The organism is Emergencia sp., assembly GCF_048465375.1.
Taxonomy (GTDB): Bacteria; Bacillota; Clostridia; order Peptostreptococcales; family Anaerovoracaceae; genus Senimuribacter.
Genome location: NZ_DBFWLQ010000028.1, coordinates 15,552 through 36,546 on the forward strand (window position 1 = coordinate 15,552; position 20,995 = coordinate 36,546).

Annotated in this window: 19 protein-coding genes; 5 read left to right on the forward strand and 14 right to left on the reverse strand. The window is 46.7% G+C overall.

Features of this window, described 5'->3' with window-relative positions; translation table 11 throughout:
• Positions 1-33: 33 nt before the first annotated feature.
• The 11 genes from ACMQ5W_RS19180 to mraZ all read right to left on the reverse strand — a co-directional run bounded on the left by ACMQ5W_RS19180 (position 34) and on the right by mraZ (position 12,393).
• Positions 34-807, reverse strand: a complete 774-nt coding sequence (locus ACMQ5W_RS19180) for a cell division protein FtsQ/DivIB (protein ID WP_148493132.1) — start codon at positions 805-807, stop codon at positions 34-36.
• Positions 800-1,900, reverse strand: a complete 1,101-nt coding sequence (murG, locus tag ACMQ5W_RS19185; RefSeq protein ID WP_419026601.1) for an undecaprenyldiphospho-muramoylpentapeptide beta-N-acetylglucosaminyltransferase — start codon at positions 1,898-1,900, stop codon at positions 800-802. Before murG ends, ACMQ5W_RS19180 begins: the two co-directional genes overlap by 8 nt.
• Positions 1,901-2,099: 199 nt before the next feature.
• The gene (ftsW, locus tag ACMQ5W_RS19190) at positions 2,100-3,251 is read right to left on the reverse strand and encodes a putative lipid II flippase FtsW (RefSeq protein WP_148493134.1); all 1,152 of its coding nucleotides are present in this window, start codon (positions 3,249-3,251) and stop codon (positions 2,100-2,102) included.
• Positions 3,251-4,627, reverse strand: coding sequence for a UDP-N-acetylmuramoyl-L-alanine--D-glutamate ligase (gene murD, locus ACMQ5W_RS19195; protein WP_419026603.1), 1,377 nt, complete (start codon positions 4,625-4,627; stop codon positions 3,251-3,253). The genes ftsW and murD overlap by 1 nt, the downstream gene beginning before the upstream one ends.
• Before the next feature lie 26 nt (positions 4,628-4,653).
• Complete coding sequence (gene mraY / locus ACMQ5W_RS19200; protein WP_419026604.1) at positions 4,654-5,619, reverse strand: phospho-N-acetylmuramoyl-pentapeptide-transferase; 966 nt, start codon at positions 5,617-5,619, stop codon at positions 4,654-4,656.
• Positions 5,620-5,630: 11 nt separating this feature from the next.
• A complete protein-coding gene (locus ACMQ5W_RS19205) occupies positions 5,631-7,004 on the reverse strand; it encodes a UDP-N-acetylmuramoyl-tripeptide--D-alanyl-D-alanine ligase (protein ID WP_419026605.1) in 1,374 nt (457 codons plus the stop codon).
• Complete coding sequence (locus ACMQ5W_RS19210) at positions 6,976-8,502, reverse strand: UDP-N-acetylmuramoyl-L-alanyl-D-glutamate--2,6-diaminopimelate ligase (RefSeq protein ID WP_419026619.1); 1,527 nt, start codon at positions 8,500-8,502, stop codon at positions 6,976-6,978. Before ACMQ5W_RS19210 ends, ACMQ5W_RS19205 begins: the two co-directional genes overlap by 29 nt.
• The gene (locus tag ACMQ5W_RS19215) at positions 8,492-10,480 is read right to left on the reverse strand and encodes a penicillin-binding transpeptidase domain-containing protein (RefSeq protein ID WP_148493139.1); all 1,989 of its coding nucleotides are present in this window, start codon (positions 10,478-10,480) and stop codon (positions 8,492-8,494) included. The genes ACMQ5W_RS19210 and ACMQ5W_RS19215 overlap by 11 nt, the downstream gene beginning before the upstream one ends.
• Positions 10,481-10,630: 150 nt before the next feature.
• The gene (locus ACMQ5W_RS19220; RefSeq protein ID WP_148493140.1) at positions 10,631-10,957 is read right to left on the reverse strand and encodes an FtsB family cell division protein; all 327 of its coding nucleotides are present in this window, start codon (positions 10,955-10,957) and stop codon (positions 10,631-10,633) included.
• Between the two features lie 60 nt (positions 10,958-11,017).
• The gene (gene rsmH, locus ACMQ5W_RS19225) at positions 11,018-11,953 is read right to left on the reverse strand and encodes a 16S rRNA (cytosine(1402)-N(4))-methyltransferase RsmH (RefSeq protein WP_419026606.1); all 936 of its coding nucleotides are present in this window, start codon (positions 11,951-11,953) and stop codon (positions 11,018-11,020) included.
• Positions 11,954-11,961: 8 nt separating this feature from the next.
• Positions 11,962-12,393, reverse strand: a complete 432-nt coding sequence (gene mraZ / locus ACMQ5W_RS19230; protein ID WP_419026607.1) for a division/cell wall cluster transcriptional repressor MraZ — start codon at positions 12,391-12,393, stop codon at positions 11,962-11,964.
• Positions 12,394-12,779: 386 nt separating this feature from the next.
• Between mraZ and ACMQ5W_RS19235 the strand changes: the two genes are divergently transcribed.
• Positions 12,780-13,823 (forward strand): hypothetical protein, encoded by a 1,044-nt coding sequence (locus tag ACMQ5W_RS19235; protein ID WP_419026609.1) that lies wholly within the window; start codon positions 12,780-12,782, stop codon positions 13,821-13,823.
• Positions 13,824-13,917: 94 nt separating this feature from the next.
• Here the strand turns inward: ACMQ5W_RS19235 and ACMQ5W_RS19240 are convergent, their stop codons facing one another.
• Entirely contained in the window at positions 13,918-15,849 is a 1,932-nt protein-coding gene (locus tag ACMQ5W_RS19240; protein WP_419026610.1) for a bifunctional metallophosphatase/5'-nucleotidase, read from the reverse strand.
• Between the two features lie 40 nt (positions 15,850-15,889).
• Positions 15,890-16,141: a GIY-YIG nuclease family protein gene (locus ACMQ5W_RS19245; protein ID WP_148493168.1), complete on the reverse strand. Its 252-nt coding sequence runs from the start codon at positions 16,139-16,141 to the stop codon at positions 15,890-15,892.
• Positions 16,142-16,242: 101 nt separating this feature from the next.
• On the opposite strand from ACMQ5W_RS19245, the gene ACMQ5W_RS19250 reads away from it, so the two are divergent.
• A complete protein-coding gene (locus ACMQ5W_RS19250) occupies positions 16,243-17,049 on the forward strand; it encodes a hypothetical protein (protein WP_419026612.1) in 807 nt (268 codons plus the stop codon).
• A gap of 3 nt (positions 17,050-17,052) precedes the next feature.
• Here the strand turns inward: ACMQ5W_RS19250 and ACMQ5W_RS19255 are convergent, their stop codons facing one another.
• Positions 17,053-19,119 carry a sigma-54 interaction domain-containing protein gene (locus ACMQ5W_RS19255; RefSeq protein ID WP_419026613.1) on the reverse strand — a complete coding sequence of 689 codons (2,067 nt, stop codon included), beginning with the start codon at positions 19,117-19,119 and terminating at the stop codon, positions 17,053-17,055.
• A 232-nt stretch (positions 19,120-19,351) separates the two neighbouring features.
• Between ACMQ5W_RS19255 and ACMQ5W_RS19260 the strand changes: the two genes are divergently transcribed.
• The 3 genes from ACMQ5W_RS19260 to ACMQ5W_RS19270 all read left to right on the forward strand — a co-directional run bounded on the left by ACMQ5W_RS19260 (position 19,352) and on the right by ACMQ5W_RS19270 (position 20,801).
• Positions 19,352-19,585, forward strand: coding sequence for a hypothetical protein (locus tag ACMQ5W_RS19260; RefSeq protein ID WP_419026614.1), 234 nt, complete (start codon positions 19,352-19,354; stop codon positions 19,583-19,585).
• Positions 19,586-19,755: 170 nt separating this feature from the next.
• Positions 19,756-20,481: an AzlC family ABC transporter permease gene (locus ACMQ5W_RS19265; RefSeq protein WP_419026616.1), complete on the forward strand. Its 726-nt coding sequence runs from the start codon at positions 19,756-19,758 to the stop codon at positions 20,479-20,481.
• Complete coding sequence (locus ACMQ5W_RS19270; RefSeq protein ID WP_419026618.1) at positions 20,469-20,801, forward strand: branched-chain amino acid transporter permease; 333 nt, start codon at positions 20,469-20,471, stop codon at positions 20,799-20,801. The genes ACMQ5W_RS19265 and ACMQ5W_RS19270 overlap by 13 nt, the downstream gene beginning before the upstream one ends.
• Positions 20,802-20,995 lie beyond the last annotated feature (194 nt).

Consider the following 20,995-nt stretch of genomic DNA (forward strand, 5'->3'; position numbering starts at 1 on the left):
CACAAAAATTATCCCTTTGCATCATTTTTTTAATCAAATTCCTGGTGAAAACGACAAATACTTATGATCTCCGAGGTTTATCGTCCCTCTAGTGATATCCTTCTTAAATAAATCATTGACAACAATCTGTAATTTGCCGCTGTCAATGGCCTTCATCATCTGTTTTGGTGTCCCTTTGACGATGAGAGTGTCGTAGATATAAGCTTTGATCACGACTCTGGACACGTCGATCTTCTTAAAATAAATATCCCCTTCCTTCATGGAGGCCAGCATCTTCAAAGTGGTTTCCAAAGTAGATGTCTCTTCTGCCCCTACCGTTTCGCCCACATTGAGTTTATTGATAGTAAGACCGGTAAGCAGCGTCACTTTCGGGTCCACTTCGCTCTTACGAAGAACTGTACCTTCTTCATCAATTACAACATACTTGTCCCCGTAAACGATAGCGGCAATTTGCGCTCGCTCCTTCAGTTCGATCACCAATGTGGACGGCAGTTTCCGCTTCACCTTGACATCCGAGAAATAAGGGTTTTTCCCTAGATTCTCTTTGATCTGTGAATCTCCTGCCTCCCAGAACAAATTGACCCCAAGGGTCGCATCCGCCAGATTGATCACCTCACCGTCGGTATAATACTTGTTTCCCTCTACCTCTATGTTCTGAATGTCGAAGAAACTAGAAGACAAGAAAAGCGCCACAGCTGCCAGACAGGCAAAAAATACCAATATCCTCACCAGATAGTTCTTTTTTTTCCTGGTCTTTTTTTGCCGCTCTATTTCCTTAAATTCTATGTCGTCTCTGTGTTCACTCATCCTTTTTTATCTCCGAATATATCAGTTCAGTAGCATCAATCGGTGCGCTTTCCCTGCTGGCTCTGCACATTTTCCGCAAAAGCCCGGGATTGTTCTTTAATCTCATGACCTCCTCAATCAGCAGTTCGGAGGTCAGATCCTTCTCTTCGATGAGGATTGCCCCGCCTTTGTCAGCAACTGATTTAGCATTGAAATATTGATGGTTGCCAGTTACATTTGGCGAAGGAATCAAGATAGCTGCTTTTCCACAGACAGTCGTCTCTGCTACAGACAGGGCACCCGCCCTGCTGATAATCAGATCTGCAGCACCTAAGTAGTTCTGCATATCGTTTATGTACGACTTGATTCTGATGTTAGGCTGGATTTCGATATTCCGCTTCTTTGCCTTGTCCAAAATGGCATCGTAATACTGACTGCCTGTGCCAAAGATAAAGGTCACTCCTTTGTGCCCGTTGATGGCGTCCATCAAATCGAAGGCGACTTGATTGATCATTTCTGCGCCTTGACTGCCTCCGAAGGAAAAGACTACAAAATCGTCCTTATCGATGGAAAGATTGGCCCTGGCTTCAGCAGTTTCCACATCGTAGAATCGCTTTCTCACCGGGTTGCCCACGTTTACGTGCTTCTCAGGTTCTCTGAAATATTGACTGGCTTCTGGAAAACCTAAGAACACCTTGCTGGCGAATTTTTCTAACGATTTGTTCGCCACCCCCGGAAAAGCATTCTGCTCATGGAGATAACACTTCGCACCATATCTGTGGCCGGCGAACATGACCGGAACACAGACGAAGCCGCCCGTCCCGATAACCACATCAGGTTTAAATTTCTTCATAATCCGCAGAGCCTGCCAAACTCCCTTCATAGTAGAAAATCCTGTGTCAAAGATTTTGAAGATGTTCCTGCGATCCAGCCATTTTGCGGACACCAACTTCATGGGATAACCTGTGGCTGGCACGATATCCTTCTCCAGACCGATATCGTTGCCGATATACAAAATCTCAGATTGTGGTTCCTTCTCTTTTATTTTATCGGCGATGGCGATGGCCGGGTAAATATGACCGCCAGAACCTCCGCCAGTTACAATCACTCTCATACCTTTCCTCCTAATGGAGTTGCCCCAATTTACGTGCCGTAGATTGCCACGTGCTAAAGCACTGCAATCCTGACAGGGGACCTACCATACATTTGCTATGCAAATGTGGTTAGGTCTCCCAGTAAATTGTTGGGAACTCCTTATACTTTAACGCCCCGCAAGCGATTGCGAGCGGCACTCGGGCGGTTAGCCCTAATATCTATTGTGTCTGCGTCGTAATACTTTGCCTTGAAATATTTAACATGATCCCTGCAGATCCCATGAACAGCCAGAGTGCATTTCCTCCATAGCTGACAAACGGAAGGGTGATTCCTGTCGCCGGCATAGATGACGTGACGACAGCTACATTGATCAAGAGCTGCAGACCGATCATAATCGTAATGCCGCCAGAGAGGAGCATGCCGAATCGATCCGGTGCGTTGAGACAGATGTGGAAGCATCGCCAAATCAGCACTGCATAGACGAGAAACAGAACCAGAATTCCCACGAGCCCCAGTTCTTCGCCGATGATGGCCAGAATAAAGTCATTCTGCGGTTCTGGCAGATACAGGTTCTTCTGTATACTCTTTCCGAGGCCGAGACCGAAAAGTCCGCCTGTTCCCAGAGCCAGAAGGGACTGCACCACCTGGAATCCTTCGCCTAACGGATCTGCAAAAGGGTCCAGAAAACTGGTGATTCTGTCTTTCCAGTGGGCCGCGCCGATCTTGTCGCCGATCAGTATCAAGCCGCCGACGCCTGCACTGCCAAAAATGGCTGCTCCGACTACGTATTTCCACTGCAGCCCTGCTAAAAACATGATGCCGGCGATAATGCCGCAAACAGTAATCGCTGTAGATAGGTTCGGCTGCTTGATGATCAAACCGCCAAAAACGCCCATGAGCAGCAGAAGCGGCAAAATTCCTTTTCGGAATGAAAGAATCAGCTTCGGTTCGCTGGCCAAAAAAGCTGCTGTAAAAATAATTACTGCAATCTTGGCGATTTCACCAGGCATGATAGTCATCGGACCGATGAGAATCCATCTGGTGGCGTTGTTGATCGTCTCTACAAAAGGCAGCCCGGGAAAGAGCAGCAGCACCAGCAAGAAGAAGCTTACGGCCAGAATGATGATGGACCATCTTCGGTAAAGATGATAGTCCAGCTGGGTGCAGATAGCCATGAGCACAAATCCTGCAACTGCAAAGAGTCCCTGTTTCTTCAGATACCCGTAGGGCGATCCTGTATTGTTGATGGAGTAGTAGTAGCTGGCGCTGAACACCATGACTACGCCAAATATGACAAGCGCTGTTACCAGCAAGACGATAACAAAGTCGCTCGCTCTTAAATTTTGTCTGCCTTTTAGTTTTAAATTCATTATTCCTCTAACCTGCTAACACAATTTTTAAAGTGTTCTCCCCTTTGTTCAAAATTATCATACATATCCCAGCTGGCACAAGCGGGAGAAAGAAGGACGTTGTCTCCCGGTTCAGCCAGTTCATATGCCTTGCGCACACAATCATCCATATCCTTGCAGAAGACATAATCGCCAAATCCCTTTCTGTCCGCTGCTTCCTGGATGAGATGGGCATCTCTGCCAAGAAGAATCATCTTCTTTACGCTCCCCCCAAAATGTTCTATAAACTCGTCGAAATCCTGCCCTTTGGCATCTCCTCCGGCGATGAGAATGATGTTCTTCTCAATGGCCGCCAGCGCCGTCACTGCCGCGTCGATATTCGTTCCCTTTGAGTCATTATAATATCTGACGCCTTCGATTTCACCTGCAAATTCCAGTCTATGTTCTACGCCGCCAAAGGCAGCGATGGTTTTGCCGATGGTCTCTCCGTCGATGCCGGCAAAGTAAGCGATCGCCGCTGCTGCCAAAGCATTCTCCAGATTGTGGTCACCGATTATTTTTAAATCTTCTCTGCCGCAGATGTCTGTGATTTCACCGTCTTCCCCTTTGATGACGATGCGGTCATCTTTGACAAATGCGCCGAAGTCCAATTGACTTTTCCTGCTGAAAGGAACAACCTTCGCCTTGCAGCCCGCTGCCAGCCTGTAGCACTCCTTATCGTCATAGTTGATGACCAGGTAGCCATCTGCACTCTGATTGGCAAAAACCTTCGCTTTGGCATCGCCATAGGCTTTCATGGTGTGATGTCTGTTGAGATGATCCGGCGTCAGATTGAGAATGGCTGATACCACCGGTTTGAAATATTTAGTCGTTTCCAATTGGAAGCTGCTGGTCTCCGTCACCAGCCAGTCGTCCGCTCCGGCGTCGATGGATGCGGAGATGACGGCTACGCCGATATTTCCCACTACATAAGTCTTTCTTCTAGCGCTTTTAAAAATCTCTCCTACCAGTGTCGTCGTCGTCGTTTTTCCGTTGGTGCCTGTGATGGCGATGTAATTTCCGCTGCCGATTCGATAGGCGATTTCCAGTTCACCGATGATTTCTGCGCCCTTTTCTTTTGCTTCCAAAATGAAAGGCAGTTCAGGGCTCACCCCCGGACTGACGATGAGCAGATCAAATACCCCCATATCCGGCGGAATCTGATTAAAATAGCAAGTCACCCCTCGTCCCCGCAAAAAAGAAATCAACTGCGCATCAACGGTGTCCTCTTTTTTTGAATCCTGTATATATACTTCCGCTTCCAGTCTGATCATGGCCTGTGCAGCGGCAATACCCGATTTGCCCATGCCCACGATCAGGACTTTCTTGTTCTTCATATTATTTAAATTTGCTTTCATATCTCCACCCTACTTATTTTCTAATTTTAAATCGACATAATGACATATGCTAATACGCAGCAGACGAGGGCGATGGACCAAAACATGACAACCACGTTCTTTTCTTTCATACCGCCTACCTCAAAGTGATGATGCAGCGGCGCCATACGGAAGAAGCGTTTTCCCCCAGTGGCTTTAAAGTACAGCACCTGAATGACAACAGACAGCGCCTCCAGCACGTATATCAGTCCTGCAACAGGAAGGAGCAGTTCTGCCTTCATCATGATGGCCGCCGCTGCCAATGCGCCGCCCAGTGCCATGGACCCTGTATCGCCCATGAACAGTTTTGCCGGAAATCTGTTGAATACCAGAAAACCAAGACAAGCACCGGCAAGGGCACAGCAAAAAACCGTAGCAGCGTCGTGTCCGAACTGCATGCCCACGATAGCGAAGAAAAATGCTACCAAAGCTGTCACACCAGAAGACAGACCATCTAATCCATCGGTCAGATTCACTGCATTAGCCATAGAAACGACCACAAATGCCACGAATGGAATATACAGCCAGCCGAAATCAATATATCTGTTGATAAACGGAATCCAGACATCAGTCCCGTAACCGGAGAATTTAGCCATATAGACAGCCAGCCCCACTGCAAACAAGATCTGCAGCACCAGTTTCTGCCAAGCTGTCAGTCCCAAGTTATGCTTTTTTGCCACTTTGATATAATCATCAAAGAATCCAATCAATGCGAAGAGGAATGTAACCACCAACATGACTACAGAGTCCGTGGTAAAATTTCCACCCACGATCGTCACCAAAAGAAGCGCAGCACAGATGGCAATTCCGCCCATGGTCGGTGTCCCCTCTTTTGAAAGGTGAGACTTCGGACCCTCTTCTCTGATAAACTGCTGAAACTGTTTGTGCTTCAGAATGGGAATTTCCACTCCGGTGAAAATGGCCGATGCCGCCAGACCCATAAGTGCTACAATAATTAGTTGAAAAATCTGCATAACTCCTACTCCTATTTCTCCATTATTCTTTCTACGACTTGTTCCATTTCCATACTTCTGGAGGCCTTGACGATAATGATATCCCCTTCTGCAAACATGTTGTCTAGCTGCTCGTATAACTGTTCTTTCGTATCAAAATGCATGACTTTCTCTCGTTCCAAAGTTTCCATGCCGCCTTTTGCAATATCTCTTGCCTTTTCTCCAACTGTAATCAGTAAGTCAATCTTCTTCTCTCCAGCGTACCTTCCCACCTCCTGATGATAAATCGGTGAGTCTGGTCCAAGTTCGTTCATACCGCCTAAAATCGCGATTTTTCTAGTCCCGCGGGTATTCACCAGGGTATTGATCGCCGATTTCATAGAATCCGGCGCCGCGTTGTAAGTATCGTCGATAATTTTGATGCCCCGAATTTCTCTAATCGTCAGCCTGTTATCCGTCAATTGAATTTTGGCAAGCCCGGCGATTCCCTCTTCTATAGTAACGCCCACTTTGACTGCTGCAGCCAAGGCCAACGCCGAATTGACCGCATTGTGGGCGCCCGGTATGCCCAGTTTGATTTTGTAATCCTTTCCGTCCGCTGTCAGATCGTAACAAATCCCCGCCTCGCCGTAGTCTTCGATATCGTGCACGTAGAATTGAGCCTCTTCCTCAAGGCCGACCCGCAGGACGGTATAAGTATCCGGCAATGCGGCAGACCCCAGCATGTCGTTAGACTGGTTGATGACAAGGGTATTGCCGGCGTCAAAGTAATCTGCGATTTCCAGTTTCGCCTGCAGAATGCCTTCTCTGCTGCCCAGATTCTCAATATGTGAAATTCCTACATTTGTTATTATGCCAATATCTGGCCTGATTATATCCACCAGTCTGTGAATTTCTCCCGCATGATCCATACCCACTTCGAGAACGGCCGCTTCCATAGAATCATCGAAGCTGAAAATCGTCAAAGGAACACCGATATCATTATTAAAATTTCCTGCCGTTTTCCCCGTTCTGTATTTTTCACTGAGCACATAGTAGACCATATCACGGGTGCTGGTCTTGCCCACACTGCCAGTCACAGCAATTTTTTTCAGTTTCAGTTTTTCCAGATAGTAACTGGCTAACGCCTGGATGGCTTTGGTGGTATCTTCCACCAGAACTACATCGCAGCCTTCCCAGGACGCTGCCGATTCCTCTGCTGTGAGCAATGCCCCGCATCCTTTTTCTATTACCTGTGGGATGAATTTATGTGCGTCGTGTACTTCTCCGACAATAGGAATAAAAAGGTCTCCCTCTCTCGCCTTTCGTGAATCTGTACAGACATTGTTGATCCGATGGTCTCTGCATCCTGCAATCAACGTTCCACAAGTAGCTTTTTCAATTTCTGCTATGGTAATCTCGTTCATTCTTCACCTTTTCTATTGATGCCAGGACTTCTTCCCTGTCATCAAAATGTAATACTGTATCTCCAACAATCTGATAAGTCTCATGGCCTTTTCCGGCTATGACGACGATTTCTCCCTGTATGCAGTGAGAAACTGCATATGCAATGGCCTCTCTCCTGTCCGCAATGACCGCATAAGCGCCGCCAGCAGCCTCTATCTCTGTCGTGATGTCGTCAATAATGGCTAGAGGAGGTTCCTTTCGCGGGTTATCGCTGGTTATGACGGAAAAGTCAGCCAGCTTTGCCGCAGCCTCTCCCATCTTGAACCTTCTGTTCCGGTCCCTCTCACCGCCGCAGCCAAATACGCAGGTCAATTTCTTTGGTCTGTAGTCCCGCAGTGCTGTCAGCAGGCAGCGCAGGGCCGTGCCATTATGTGCATAGTCTACCATAATCACTTTGTCGTTTCCTGCCGAAAACATTTCCTGTCTGCCTGGAACCGATATTTTTTTCAATGCTATTTGGATTTCCTCACCAGTGACATCAAAATGCCGGCAAACCGCCATAGCCGCCATGGCGTTATAGCAGGTAAATTTTCCAGGAATACAAGCAACTAAATCTATATTATAGCTTCCTTTCACTCGAAATTCCACACCTAATTTGCCCGGAAGCCTTACATGGTAAAAATTACCTGCCTGCAAATCACTTCCATCGCCGAATCCATAGGTTTCAATATCACAAGTATGTCCCTTTAGAATCAAATCCTTACATGGATCATCATGATTTATGATGCCAATTTTACATTTTTGAAACAAGGTGGATTTCCAGTAAGCATATTCTGCAAAACTCTTATGTTCTCTTGGTCCGATATGGTCTTCTTCTAAATTGGTAAAGACGCCGTAGTCGAATTCAATTGCTTCTACCCGTCCGAGCATCAGGGCCTGAGAGGAAACTTCAATGACAGCGGCCTTACAGCCAGCTTCCTTCATTTCCCACAGATAGCGCTGTATCTCTAAGGATTCCGGTGTCGTATGTTCACTTTCTATAATGCGCGCCCCTGTGTCTATGTGAATTGTACCGATCAATCCAGTTTTCATGCCGGCTTCTTCCAGCATCGCCTTGATCATATAGGTGGTTGTCGTCTTCCCCTTTGTTCCTGTGACCCCGATCATTTTCATCTCTTCGGCCGGTTTGCCGTAAAAAGCTGCGGCCATCGACGCCAGTGCTTTTTTCGTGTCCTCCACTTTGATTACTGTGACAGACGGGGGAACGTCAACGCCATCGCTGCATACGATAGCTGCCGCCCCGCCGGTAACAGCTTCTGAGGCGTAGAGGTGTCCGTCTGTCAATGCGCCTTTGATACAGACGAACACGGAGGCCTCACTTGCTTTCTCGGAATCTAAGATTATCTTGCTGACCTGCAGGGTTTCATCCCCCTGCAGGCATTGGTAAGTCACGTCATTTAATAATTCATAAAGTTTCAGTTTAATCCTCTCGATTCTATATTTCTGTCTATTCTCTATACAGGTATACTTTTCCGCCTTTTTTTATCTTCTTACCTTTCTTCGGATACTGGTCGACGACAGTGAAGTCTTTTTTGCTCTTGGTCTTTGGCGCTATTTCATATTCTAATCCGTAGCTTCCCAAGATGCCGATGGCATCACTGAGGGTCTTACCAGTTACATCGGGTACATAGGCGTATTCTGATTTTAGTTCTTTGGATTCCTCATCTGTATACTTTGGTGTGACGTTGAGGTATGGCAGAGCGTTCTCTAAGAATTCTTTTGCAATCGGCGCTGCCGTAGCACTTCCGAACTGTACGCCTGTAGGGCTGTCGACCACAACCAGAACTACCATCTGCGGATCGTCCATCGGCGCCATGCCGATGAAGGAAGAATAGGTATCGCTGCCGTACTTTCCATCTACTACTTTATCTGCAGTACCGGTTTTGCCGCCGATTCGAAAACCTGCAATCTTAGCATTGCCGCCGCCGCCTTCAGATACGACGTATTCCATAATTTTTCTCATTTCGCTGGCTGTTTTGGAGGAAATGACTTTTCTGACTTCTTTCGTATCAAAATTTTTCACTACGTTGCCGTCGGAATCCGTCAATTCTTTCACCATTCTCGGCTGCATCAGTACGCCATCGTTGCCGATAGCGCAGACTGCTGTCACCAGCTGAATCGGTGTCACCGCAATACCCTGGCCGTAAGCCATGGTGGCCAGCTCTACTTTTCCGATGACATCTTTGTTCTGTATCTGAGCAGAACTTTCCGCCGGAAGATCTACATTGGTTTTCTGGGTAATGCCGAACATCTCCAGATAATCGTAATATCTGTCTTTCCCCATTTTCAAAGCCAGCTGAATCTGCACCGGGTTGCAGGAATTTCCTACTGCCTCGATGAGGTTTTCAGAGCCGTGACCCCTGGTATTCCAGCAGTGAAGGGTAACTCCTGTTCCCGGGACGGTATAACCCACGTTGCAGAAGTACCTGGTGTTCAGCGTGGTTACTCCTTCTTCCAGAGCAGAAGAAGTGGTGACCAGTTTAAAGGTAGAACCTGGTTCATATGTATCACTGACGATGGGGTTTCTCCACATTTTGCTCAAATACTCAGACTGTTCCTTGGCAGACATCTTCTCAAAGGCCGCCTGTTCTGATTTGCTCTGCGGTTCTGTTGCGTCGTTAGGATTGAACGCCGGATTGGTAGCCATGGCCAGAATATCTCCGGTCTTTGGATCCATGACCAAGCACATGATCCGGTTGGCTTTGGTCTCCTTCATGCCGTTTTCCAATGCTTTTTCTGCATAGTGCTGCAGTACCTCATCTAAGGTCAGCACTACGTTGAGTCCATCCTCCGCCTGATAATACTGTTCTTCTCCATAGGCAAGGGCGTTTCCGTTGACGTCAGTATTCTTGATCCATCTGCCTGCCACACCGCTGAGGTACTCGTTATATTCCTGTTCGATGCCGCTTCTGCCTTCATTATCATCGTTGACACTTCCCAATAGATGGGCGGCAGAATCTCCCAGCGGGTAGTACCGCTTGGTGTTTTCGGCGATTTCGATGCCTGTAATGTCCAGATCCTTGACTTTATCAGAAGTCTCCTTATCCAGATACTTGGCAATTTTAATCAACGCCTGTTGTTTCTTCAGTTTATCTTTGACTTCGCTGGCATCCATGTCCAGGAGCACTGCCAGCTCATTGCTTTTCTTGGTAATCTGTTCATCAGTATAGTTCTCTTTTATCTGTGACGGCCTTGCCCATACTGTATAGCACGCCGCACTGGTGGCCAGTTCTTCTCCGTTTTTGTCGTAGATAGAACCCCTCTTTGCTTCCAGCGGAATATCGCTGGTCTGCTGATCGATGGCGATTTCACTGTATTCTTCTGCTTTCACGACTTGTATCCACGCCAGCCGAAAAGCCAGAAGTACCAGTAAAAGGCACACGATGCCAAAGGTTATGATGATTCTCTTCTTGTTTTTCCCACTTACTTTTGCCATTATTTTCTTCTCCAAAATGAAAAGCCAGACAAGGTTTTCTTATTTAGTTGTCTGGCTGCCTCTTCTATGAAATTTATAGCGGAGCCCACCGTCTATAACGGCGTGGACATCCGACATCTGTTATTACGGAACTATTATACGTTTGCGTTGTCAGTTATATGCCTGTTCTTTGATTACCATGGCAAAATTGCCCTTCGGCGCATCATCGTCTGACACATACACACATTCGCCTTCGCTAGGATAAACCATTCCCAGCTTTCCCGTCGCTATTTTTTCAATATGATCAATATTGTTCGCACTTTTAATTTTTACACTGAGCGTATCAATTTCGCCTTGCAGTGCTTCATTGGAATTGATCAGACTGTTGTTTTCAACTCGCAGTTCTGCCGCATAAGCGGCCAGCACCACCATAATAATACAGATGAAGCCGATGATGACTGTCGCAGTCAGCACGCGCTTCTTATCTTGATTTCTCATTTAATCCTACCTCACAAACTACACAAACTCTTTTTCCTAAAACTTTTTCCTGATGATTTTTCATATTTTCTCGCAGACCCGCAGTTTTGCGCTGCGAGATCTAGGATTTTCCACCAGTTCTTCCTCTGATGGAAGAATCGGTTTTTTTGATATCTTTCTGATATCCGCTTTTTTGCCACATATGCAGACGGGGAATTCCTTCGGGCAGGTGCAAGGATTGACTCGTCTGTTGATGACATCTTTCACAATTCTGTCTTCTAAAGAATGGAAGGATATCACACACAATCTTCCTTCCGGATGGAGCACGTCGCAGAATTCTTCCATGGCCCGCTCAAGCTGTCCCAGTTCGTCATTGACTTCGATTCTAATCGCCTGGAACGTTCGTTTCGCTGGATGAGGACCATCTCTTCTAGCTGCTGCCGGTATGGCCGCTTTGATCGTATCCACCAGTTCAAAAGTGCTCTCTATAGGCTTGTCCTCTCTCTTCTTGACGATGAAAGAGGCGATTCGTGAAGCCCATTTTTCTTCTCCATATTTGGATATGATTTCAGTCAGTTCTTTTTGGTCATATCCGTTGACGATTTCATAAGCTGTAAAACCGTCATCCTGGCTCATCCTCATGTCTAGAGGCGCGTCATGCATATAAGAGAAGCCTCTTTCTGCGTTGTCCAGTTGAAAGGAAGAAACGCCCAGATCGAGAAGGGCGCCATCCACGCCGTCAATTTCTAACTCTTCAAGAACAGATTTAATGTCTGAATAATTGCTCTGCACGAATAACTTTCGGCATGCGTATTGTTCCAATCTTGCTGAAGCAGCTTCCAGAGCGTCCTGGTCGCGGTCGATGCCAATCAATGTCCCTCTCTCAGATAGGTGTTCGCAAATTTTCGAGGAATGACCTCCCCCACCCAAAGTCCCATCTACATAAATGCCGTCGGGATTGATTTTCAAGTTTTCTATGCATTCTTCCAGCAATACGGAAGTGTGTTTAAATTCCATAAATACCCCTAAAAATGATACTGCGTCAAAGTGTCAGCAAACTCGTCTGCATCCATCTTGTTATCGTTGTCCGGTGCATCCCAAACTTCCTTGCTCCAGACTTCGATTTTCTTCATGGCGCCCATTGTCACCAGTTCCTTATCAATGCCGGCGTACTCCTTCAGTTCCGCCGGGATGACGATTCGTCCCTGCTTATCAAAGTCGCATTCCAGCGCGTTGGCGCAGACGTGTCTGATGTATCCCCTTACTTTGGGATCAGACTCTGGCAGTACGGCAATCTTTTCCAGCTGTTTCTCCCAATCCGGCAATGAATAAATGTACAAGCATCTATCCAACCCCTTTGTGATTACACATTTACCGCCAAGCTGATCTCTGTGCTTGGAGGGCACAATCATTCTGTTCTTGGCATCTATTGAATTGTAATATGTGCCCATGAACATATGACGCTACCTCCACTTCTTGCATTGTATTTTCCTCCATTCTACACCACTCTTCACCACTTTTCAAGAAATTCTCTGCACATTTTTGAAAAATTACCCCACTTTTTTGCACCGCTCCACCCCAGGCGAGGCAAAAAAATAAAGCGACACAATATCTTGTGCCGCTTTATTTTTTTGTACCCAAATTTGGTTTTCTGCATAGTATATAGTATCTCACTTCATATAGCCCCTGACCCAATTTGATTAGAAAAACAAAATGGGAAAAAATTCGCAGGAATGCACTGCATTACATAGCCAGAAGGCTATTTTACATACATTCTGTCAGGCGAACTCCAGTGGATTGTCAGGCAGAATGTTGTATTTAAAATAAAGTGAGGTAATGTAATATGAATAACGAATCCATGGTCTATCTGACTAAGGTTTTCTCGGATCTTCAGGCAAAATCCTGTCCTCTGATGACTGAAATTACTGCTAATGCAGACAATTTCAACCAGCAGCTGACTTTCTTCGATAACTGCGACTGCAACAACGGATGCAACAATAATTGCGGATGCGGATGCAACTGCGGCTGCGGATGCGGCACCAGCGGCATTGAAATAGATGAAGACTCAAACTTTGCAATTGAAACAACAGAAGTCATCATAAGTGATTTTGACCTGGTATGCCCGCAGGAACTGGATGCCTGCAATGTAACTGTCGACGGAATGCCAGTTGACGGACTGGACTTTTTCAATGAAAGATACATGGCAGGAACAAACGACCTAATGACTCGTATCTCCGATTGCACTTGCATGGAGAGAGGATTACCTACAAAGGGATACTTCCTAATCTGCAATGCAGGTCCTTGGAAAGCAAAGCTTACAATCGCCGTAACAGGTACTGTCTTCGGATGTGGCGGCAGCAGAAGATTTAAACTCTGCATGACCACAAAGAATGAAGTGTATGTCAACATACCTGGTACCAGCACATTTGCTGCATCTTCCATCTGTCTGCCTTGCACTACGGGAGGCATCGCTCCAGTAATCAACTTCTCATTTGATGCAGAAGGAAGTCTGTTAAATCCGTGTCTGACTACTGACCCTTGTGGACAGTGTAACTTGATGTTGACAGGTTGCTTAGTTGTAGAACCAGAAGTAGACGTTCAGGTAACTCGTCAGACGCTGTTCAGAACATCTGCAGAAACTGTCAATGTACCTTGCGACGACATCGCAAAATGCAGAACATGCGGAGACGGAAACGGTAACGCCGTCGCTGTAGCAAACAAGTGCTGCGGTGATGAACGTGACCAGGATGATGGATGTGGTTGTGACAACGATTGCAGACACGAAGAACCATCTTGCGGATGCTGTGGCGGAAGTTCGGCTTCTAACCAGAGCAGAGGAAGAGGAATCTCCTGTCAGTTCAACGGTTACAACGGCTGCAATTTCTAGGATTGTATGCAAATGTCAATCAAAAAGAGGCTGTCCCATTGCGGGATAGCCTCTTTTGTTGTTACATAGCAAACCTCTGGCATCAAACGGTTTCTTACCGCCTTGAAAACATCATGTCTTTCTTACGAATCGTCCCTTTTCCGTAGCGAATCCTTCTGACAAGTTTGACGATCAGAATGATGATCAGCGCCAGCACTGACAGCACCAGTGCCACAGCAGCGATGATGATCCAGAAGAATTTGTTGGGACTCTTGAGGAGATTGATCGGGCTCCAGCTGTCCTCCAGCACTTTGCGGCCTTCCGCCTGGCTGTATTTCTCCGGCACCTGGTCGCCCTGGAAGTCATCCAGATAGGATGCCAGCGCATACCACTCCTTCAGTTCACTTCCATTTTTATTATATATGATGTGATCCTCAAAATTTTCAATTTCGTTGCCGTCTTTGTCCTTAGGCGTTACCGACAGCAGGCCGTAGGACATGGAATTGACCGTTCCCAACATCTGAGCGGAATACAGGTCTGCTACCACCCGGTACAGCTTGTCGTCCTCAGGTTCTGTCAGCTTGCCGTCTTTATCTGCAATCATAATGTCATAAGCCCGATTCAAAATCAGCCTGTGCGGATTATAGGCATAGTGTAATCCACTGAAGTAAAGCCTGGCAGGCTCCATGATATTAGATACAGAGATGTCAATTTCCGCCGCCAGCTTCAGTTCTGCTCCGGTCAAATACACGCTGACCAAAGGGTAGCCGGCAATGCCGTCTTTTCCTGTACCCAGAGACAAGGCGTTAAAAGCATCGGCAGCCGTAATCCGGCCTTTATCAAAGGATCCTCTGATGACACCCGCAGGGGCCACAGCCACATCGACCGTTTCATAATCCTGTCCTTCTGCCTGTTTGACTCCATAGATGTAGGAATCAGCGATGAGATTGCCCAGAGTGTCTTCTCCCTGCTCTGCACCAAAGGTGTCAATTCCCGTAAAGTCTATCGTGTTGCGGGTCAAAACGCTGTCCCACCTGTAGCCGAACTTTGAGAAGTATTCCTCATCGACGAAATCCTTAAATTCTTCTTCTAGGGCGAGCATGGCTTTGTCGTCTTTTACGTTCTTATCTAAAGGAAGCAATTTATATTTGTTCATCTGGTACTTTCCGTCTTTGTATTCAAAAGTGACGCTGCCTAAATTGTCATTGTATTGTCCCGCTGAAGCGATGACCGTATCGCCCACTACGATTGGCTCAGGCAATTCTGTGTGACTGTGCCCGCTGATAATCAAATCGATGCCGTCAACTTCTCGCGCCAGAATTTCGTCTTCAGACTTGTCAGGGTCGTTTTCGTTTGTTCCGCTGTGTGAGACGCAGACGATCATGTCGACCTTTTCGTGGGCCTTGATATCATCTACCACCTGCTTTGCTGTGTCAACAGGATCCTCAAAATAGGTTCCGCTTTCCGGCGCATAGCTGGCAGATTCTTTTCCAAAGATACCGAAGACCGCAATCTTAGCGCCGCCTCTTTCTACTACAGTGTAATCCTGATATCCGTAATTTTCTAAAGCTGCTTTTAGGTTTTCTCCATCCTCTTTCAGATCAGAGTCCGCCAGAGTCTTCTTCCAGTCGATATTCGCGATGACCATCTCAGGGAGCTTCTCTTTCGATTTCTTTGCCTGGTTCAGCATCTGCGCCAGACCCTTTGACCGATAATCGAACTCGTGATTGCCCAGTGTCGTCACGTCAAATCCTGCGGCGCCCATCATTCGGAGCTCTGATGCCTGCGATGTAAAAATCGTCTGATAAGGTGTTCCCATAGAGAAATCACCCGCATCCAAAACAAAGGTCGCTTTGTCTTGCTTTTTCTTCTCTTTCACCGCAGTCCTGATCTTAGGAAATTTTTCAAGATGGGAGTGCATGTCGTGGGAAAACACGATGGAAATCGTCTGCTTGCCTGTAATCCCTGTATCAGCCATAACAGCAGATGGCACCACTGCCATCAAGACCATGCAGCAGATTAAAATCTTCGTCCATATCTTTTTCAACTTCTCATCCTCACTTCTATTCCTCATTTCTTAAATTTTATCATAATTTGGCGAACTCTGCCACAAGTAGTTCCTTCCTTTTCTTCGAAAGTCGCTTTAGGGCGGCTTCTCGCCGCATGGCCTCTTCCTTTGTGTCAAATTCTTCAAAGTATACCAGTATCACAGGAAGGCGCGGTTTTGTATACTTAGCGCCTTTTTTTTCATTGTGGCATTTTATTCTTTTTTCCAGGTCATTGGTCCAGCCAGTGTAAAGACTTCCATCGGCACAGCGGACCATATATGTGTAGTTCATCTGCAGACCTCCTCGGTCACGTAAATTTTAAAAACACTCCGTATAATTTCAACGGGAAAAATAGACAATATAAACGAGATATATGTTAGAAGGAGATTTTTATGTTCGATTACTTATTTTTTATTGCGGCTCTCGCAATCCCGTTCTTTATAGGCGGCCTCAAAACTTATCGCAAGGGTCTGGTGACAGGTCTGATGATTTCTCTGCTCTATTGGGGAAAGATTCTTCCTATTTTAATGATCGTGCCCCTGGGGGCCGCCGCCTGTATTTATTTCGCTGCCCATCAATCAAAGGAAACAAAAGAGGAGGTCCTCCACGTAAAGAATCCAGCCCTTCCTATGTTGGCGGTTTTTGTCGTCTGCATGGCTATTTTCTGCGCCTTCGAAGATTCCTTTGCCCTCTACGGCAGCTACGTAGGCCTTCGCAGTCAGACTCTGCTCCTCAGCAGAGACCTGGACAAAGTTTCTTTTTTAATCGGACCGATTATCTTTGGCAACTGGTGTGATCGAAAAGGTCCTTTCAGCGCCGCTATCTTTCTCACATTTTTGGCTGAAATCTCAGTCTGGTGTGCTGCCAATACGCAGAATTTTACAAGTCTCTTCATAACAGGGAGTTTACTTGTGCACCTGTGCACCTCCGGTTTTTTCGTGGTGCTCCCCGTCATCGTCCATACCCTTTTCGGCAAAAGCCACTTCTATCGCATGTACCCTGCCATGGCTTTAATCGCCGCCACAGCCTGGGTCAGCAGCAGACTGCTCTATCTGCGCAGCTGGTCACCGTCGACCAACCCTGGCAGTTTCCTGATCAGTCTCACTCTGCTGACCATCGTATCCGCCTTCTTCATCTATGTGGCCTGGAGACGCCGCCTGTCACTGGTCACAGAGGATCATCTGCAAAAGACCAGCTAAGGTTCACAATTGATATTTTTTCTTGATCCGCATCAGCTTTGCCTGGGTGATTCCCAAGGAGTCCGCCGCCTTACGCGTGGTTCCCTCCTTCTTCAGAGCATAAGAGATCAGTTTCTTTTCCTGCTCTTCTATCACCCGCTCAAAGTCGATTTTTCCGTCTCGACGAAATTTTCCTTTGGCGTCCAAAATATTGTCCTCGTAAATATTCTGGTTGAGCAGGGATTCGATATCTAAGCCTGTGATTAAGTTTTCCATGCTGCTGACGACCATTCGATGGACGGTGTTCTCCAACTCTCTTACGTTACCCGGCCAGTCATAACTCTGCAGGGCAGCGTATCCGTTCTCGTCGATCTCTTTCAATACGCCATACTTTTTATTATATCTGGACAAAAACTCTTTTGTCAGTACGTAGATATCCTCTTTACGATCTCGCAGCGGCGGCACATTGATTTTGCAGATGTTGAGCCGGTAGTAGAGGTCCTCTCGAAAGCGGTTTGTTTCGACCAGCTTCATCAAAGGAATGTTGTTAGCGCAGATCACCCGCACATTGACGTTGATCTGTTTGGTTCCGCCCACTCTGTAAAATTGATTTTCCTGCAGAACACGCAGCAGCTTAGACTGCATGGAAAGGGACAGCGTGCCTATCTCATCCAAGAATAAGATGCCATTGTTGGCAAGCTCAAAATATCCTTTTTTGCCACTGGACTGGGCACCCGTAAAGGCACCCGCCTCATATCCGAAGAATTCCGATTCTGCCAGGTTTTCCTGTATGGTCGCACAGTTTACTTTGATACACGGTTTGTCATTGCGCGCACTGTTCTTGTGAATCAGCTGCATGACCTTTTCTTTGCCGACGCCGGTCTCACCTTGAATGATGACATTACAGTCGTACTTTGAGATATTGATGATTTCTTCCAGCATGGCTTTCGTCACATGACTGGCGTAGATGAAATCATCCACCTGGCTGGTTTCAAATTGCGAAAAGACGCCTGCCATGCGCGCACTGTGATCTTGTCTGAAGGAATACTTGCTGTATAGCTGGTCCACCAAATCCAGTTCTCTTCTGACCTTTTTCAGAATGGAAATGGTAAAAGAAATCTCATCGGCCGAATACTGGTCCAAATCCACCGCATGAATCTTTTTGCGGATGCTCTCCGCCACAAGGATGCCTTTGATATATCCGTTGGCAAGTCCGGTGAAATAAACCGTCCCTCTGTTCTTGCACATGAAGATGCTCAGAGTCTCTGCGCCCAGTTTGTCGATGCAGTTAATCGCCAAATCCATCTGCCCAATGGTCTTGACGACTTCGATATAACTGTCCACCGGACTGCGGACGTCCACAAAGGCCACCTCATCGGCATATTCCATCAGCACCTGCCTCACCTCTTCCTCAGGAATGCAGCCGTAAGCCTCGTTGTCCATCACCATCAGCAAATGGCAGCGGCTCCCCAGCTTATCACGAATAGCGCCGCTGTACAGCATGGCCGTCAAAAGGTCTTTCCCTAAGATCGCGATGCTCATATCCTGCTCTACGCGGCGTGAGATCCCGTAAAAAGCGCCGCCTTCTTGCAAAGCAGTCAATATATAGCGAAGGTCTTCATCAAAGTGGCTGTCAAAATACATGGTGTCCTCGAAGACGATGGCATGGCCTTTGACGATCAGTTGTCCATAGTTAAAATCTACCTTTTCGATAGATTCTATATAGAGAGGTAACGCAGTCAGCGTTACCAGGCAGAGATATTCGTCGCCCACCTGATAGTCGCATGCCTCCGCCAGACGGCTGCCGATTTCTTCCACGCGGCCGTACAGCATTCCACCGCTGTCGGTGAAAGGATTGTGCAATTTTCCCCGCTTATCGATGATGTCCAAAATCCGTTGAATCACTTTCGATTCATCATATTCGCACTGGCTGCAGATTTGTTGAAAGCTATCCAGTTCAATGTGAATTCTCTCCACTCTGATTCTCGCTTCGTCAGGCGAAATTTTTCTGCTATTGTCTACTCTCCAGGCTGTCACAGGCACGGCTCCCCGCGGCTGCAGGACTCTTTGTACTCCAAAAGTATCTCTCATGGTCTATCCTCCATGTACTGATTCCGCTGCATTTATTTATCATATTCATTGTATCATCGTCTCGATTCGATTTCAATTCATTTCTGCAGAATTTGATGCGGTTTCGTTTCAACTTTTCTCAAAAAACGTTGAAATTCCGTCTTTTTCATGTTGGCACGACTTTTGCTCTATATATAAGCAAAGAAAAACAAATAGTAAAACTCATATAGATGAAAAGCGAGGAGGTGGCATCATGAAGACCTTGACAGAAAAAGAAATCAGAATCTTAGCCAGAAGGTTAAATCAGATTTACGATTTGCAGACTGCAAAAAGGCTCTCTCGGAAAGAACAGGTCGAAATGTACCAAGAACTGCTGTTAGTTTACAGCAACTATTTCGGACTGCATCTGGATTCCCATGATATTTCCTGCTTCTTAGCTGAAAACCTGCCAAGAATTGACAAGTTCTCAGCAGACCCGGCTGCATAGCAGCAAACTATTAAATAGCCATATTACTTATTCACAATTAAGTCATTTCTAAGGCAGACGAGGCATACCGAAAAAGGTATGCCTCGCCTGTTTTTTGTCCCATTTTTATTGACATTTTGCAAAATCTTCTTTATTGTATAGGTTAGATATTTTTGTAAGGGAGATCACGCATGAAAGAACTGAATTTTGCATTTAAACGAACCATCCCTATTTTGCTGGGTTATATCACCCTGGGCATCGCCTTCGGCATCCTGCTGCAGCAAGCCGGTTTCGGCTGGTTCTGGGCGCTCTTGACCAGCGTCTTCGTCTACGCCGGCTCCATGCAGTTCGTCATGGTGACTTTTTTAGGCGGCGGCATTTCTCTGCTGTCAGTCATTTTGATGACTTTGTCTGTGAACAGCCGGCACATGTTTTACGGTATTTCATTTATCGAACGATTTAAAACCATGGGAAAAGCCCGTCCCTATATGATTTTTTCGCTGACCGACGAGACCTACTCGCTGTTCTGCGGTACCACGTTTCCGTCTGGTTTGAATGAGAAGAAGACTATGGTTCTCATGTCTGCTATGAATCAGTGCTACTGGATTATCGGCAGCGTCACAGGCAATTTGATCGGCAACATCATTCCCTTTGACACCACTGGCATCGACTTTGCCATGACGGCGCTGTTCGTCGTCATCTTTACGGAACAGTGGCTTGCCGCCGACTCCCATATTCCAACCTATATCGGTCTTATTTCCGGCGTTCTCTGTCTGGTAATCTTCGGCCCTGGCAGTTTTGTTCTGCCGTCTCTGATTCTGGCTGTGGCATTGCTTTCTGGCTGGACCGTAAAGACAGAAAAAGCAGATGAGAAAAAACCGCGTGAAAAGGAGGCGAATGAAGAATGTCAGGAGTAACCCATACTTTGGTCATCGTCTTATTGGTGGCTTTGTTTACCTTCATTACCAGACTGTTTCCATTTGTCGTTTTCGGACGGAAAGGCGAACCTTCTAAAATGGTCCGACGACTGGGCGACCTTCTGCCTTTATCCGTCATCGCCATCTTGGTCATCTACTGTTTGAAGAATACGACCTTTGACGCACTGAGCGGCTTTGCGCCCCAGTTCATCGCTATAGCAGTGGTGGCATTGCTCCACGTGTGGCGCAGGAACAATTTGCTCAGCATTTTGGGAGGCACTGCCTGCTATATGGTGCTGGTGCAGTACGTGTTTGTATAAAGTGAAATCCCCGCACGGTACATGAATGCGGGGATTTCTGCGTAATTAAGGCTCTATTCTTCTTCCATCGGTGCGAGGTCTGGGCTGAAGATCAGCTTGCAGCCTGTAGCCGCCTGGATGTCTTCTTTTGTATAATCAGGGTGCAGCTCAGTGACAACGATGCCTTCCGGTGTCACCTCCATGACGCCCATCTC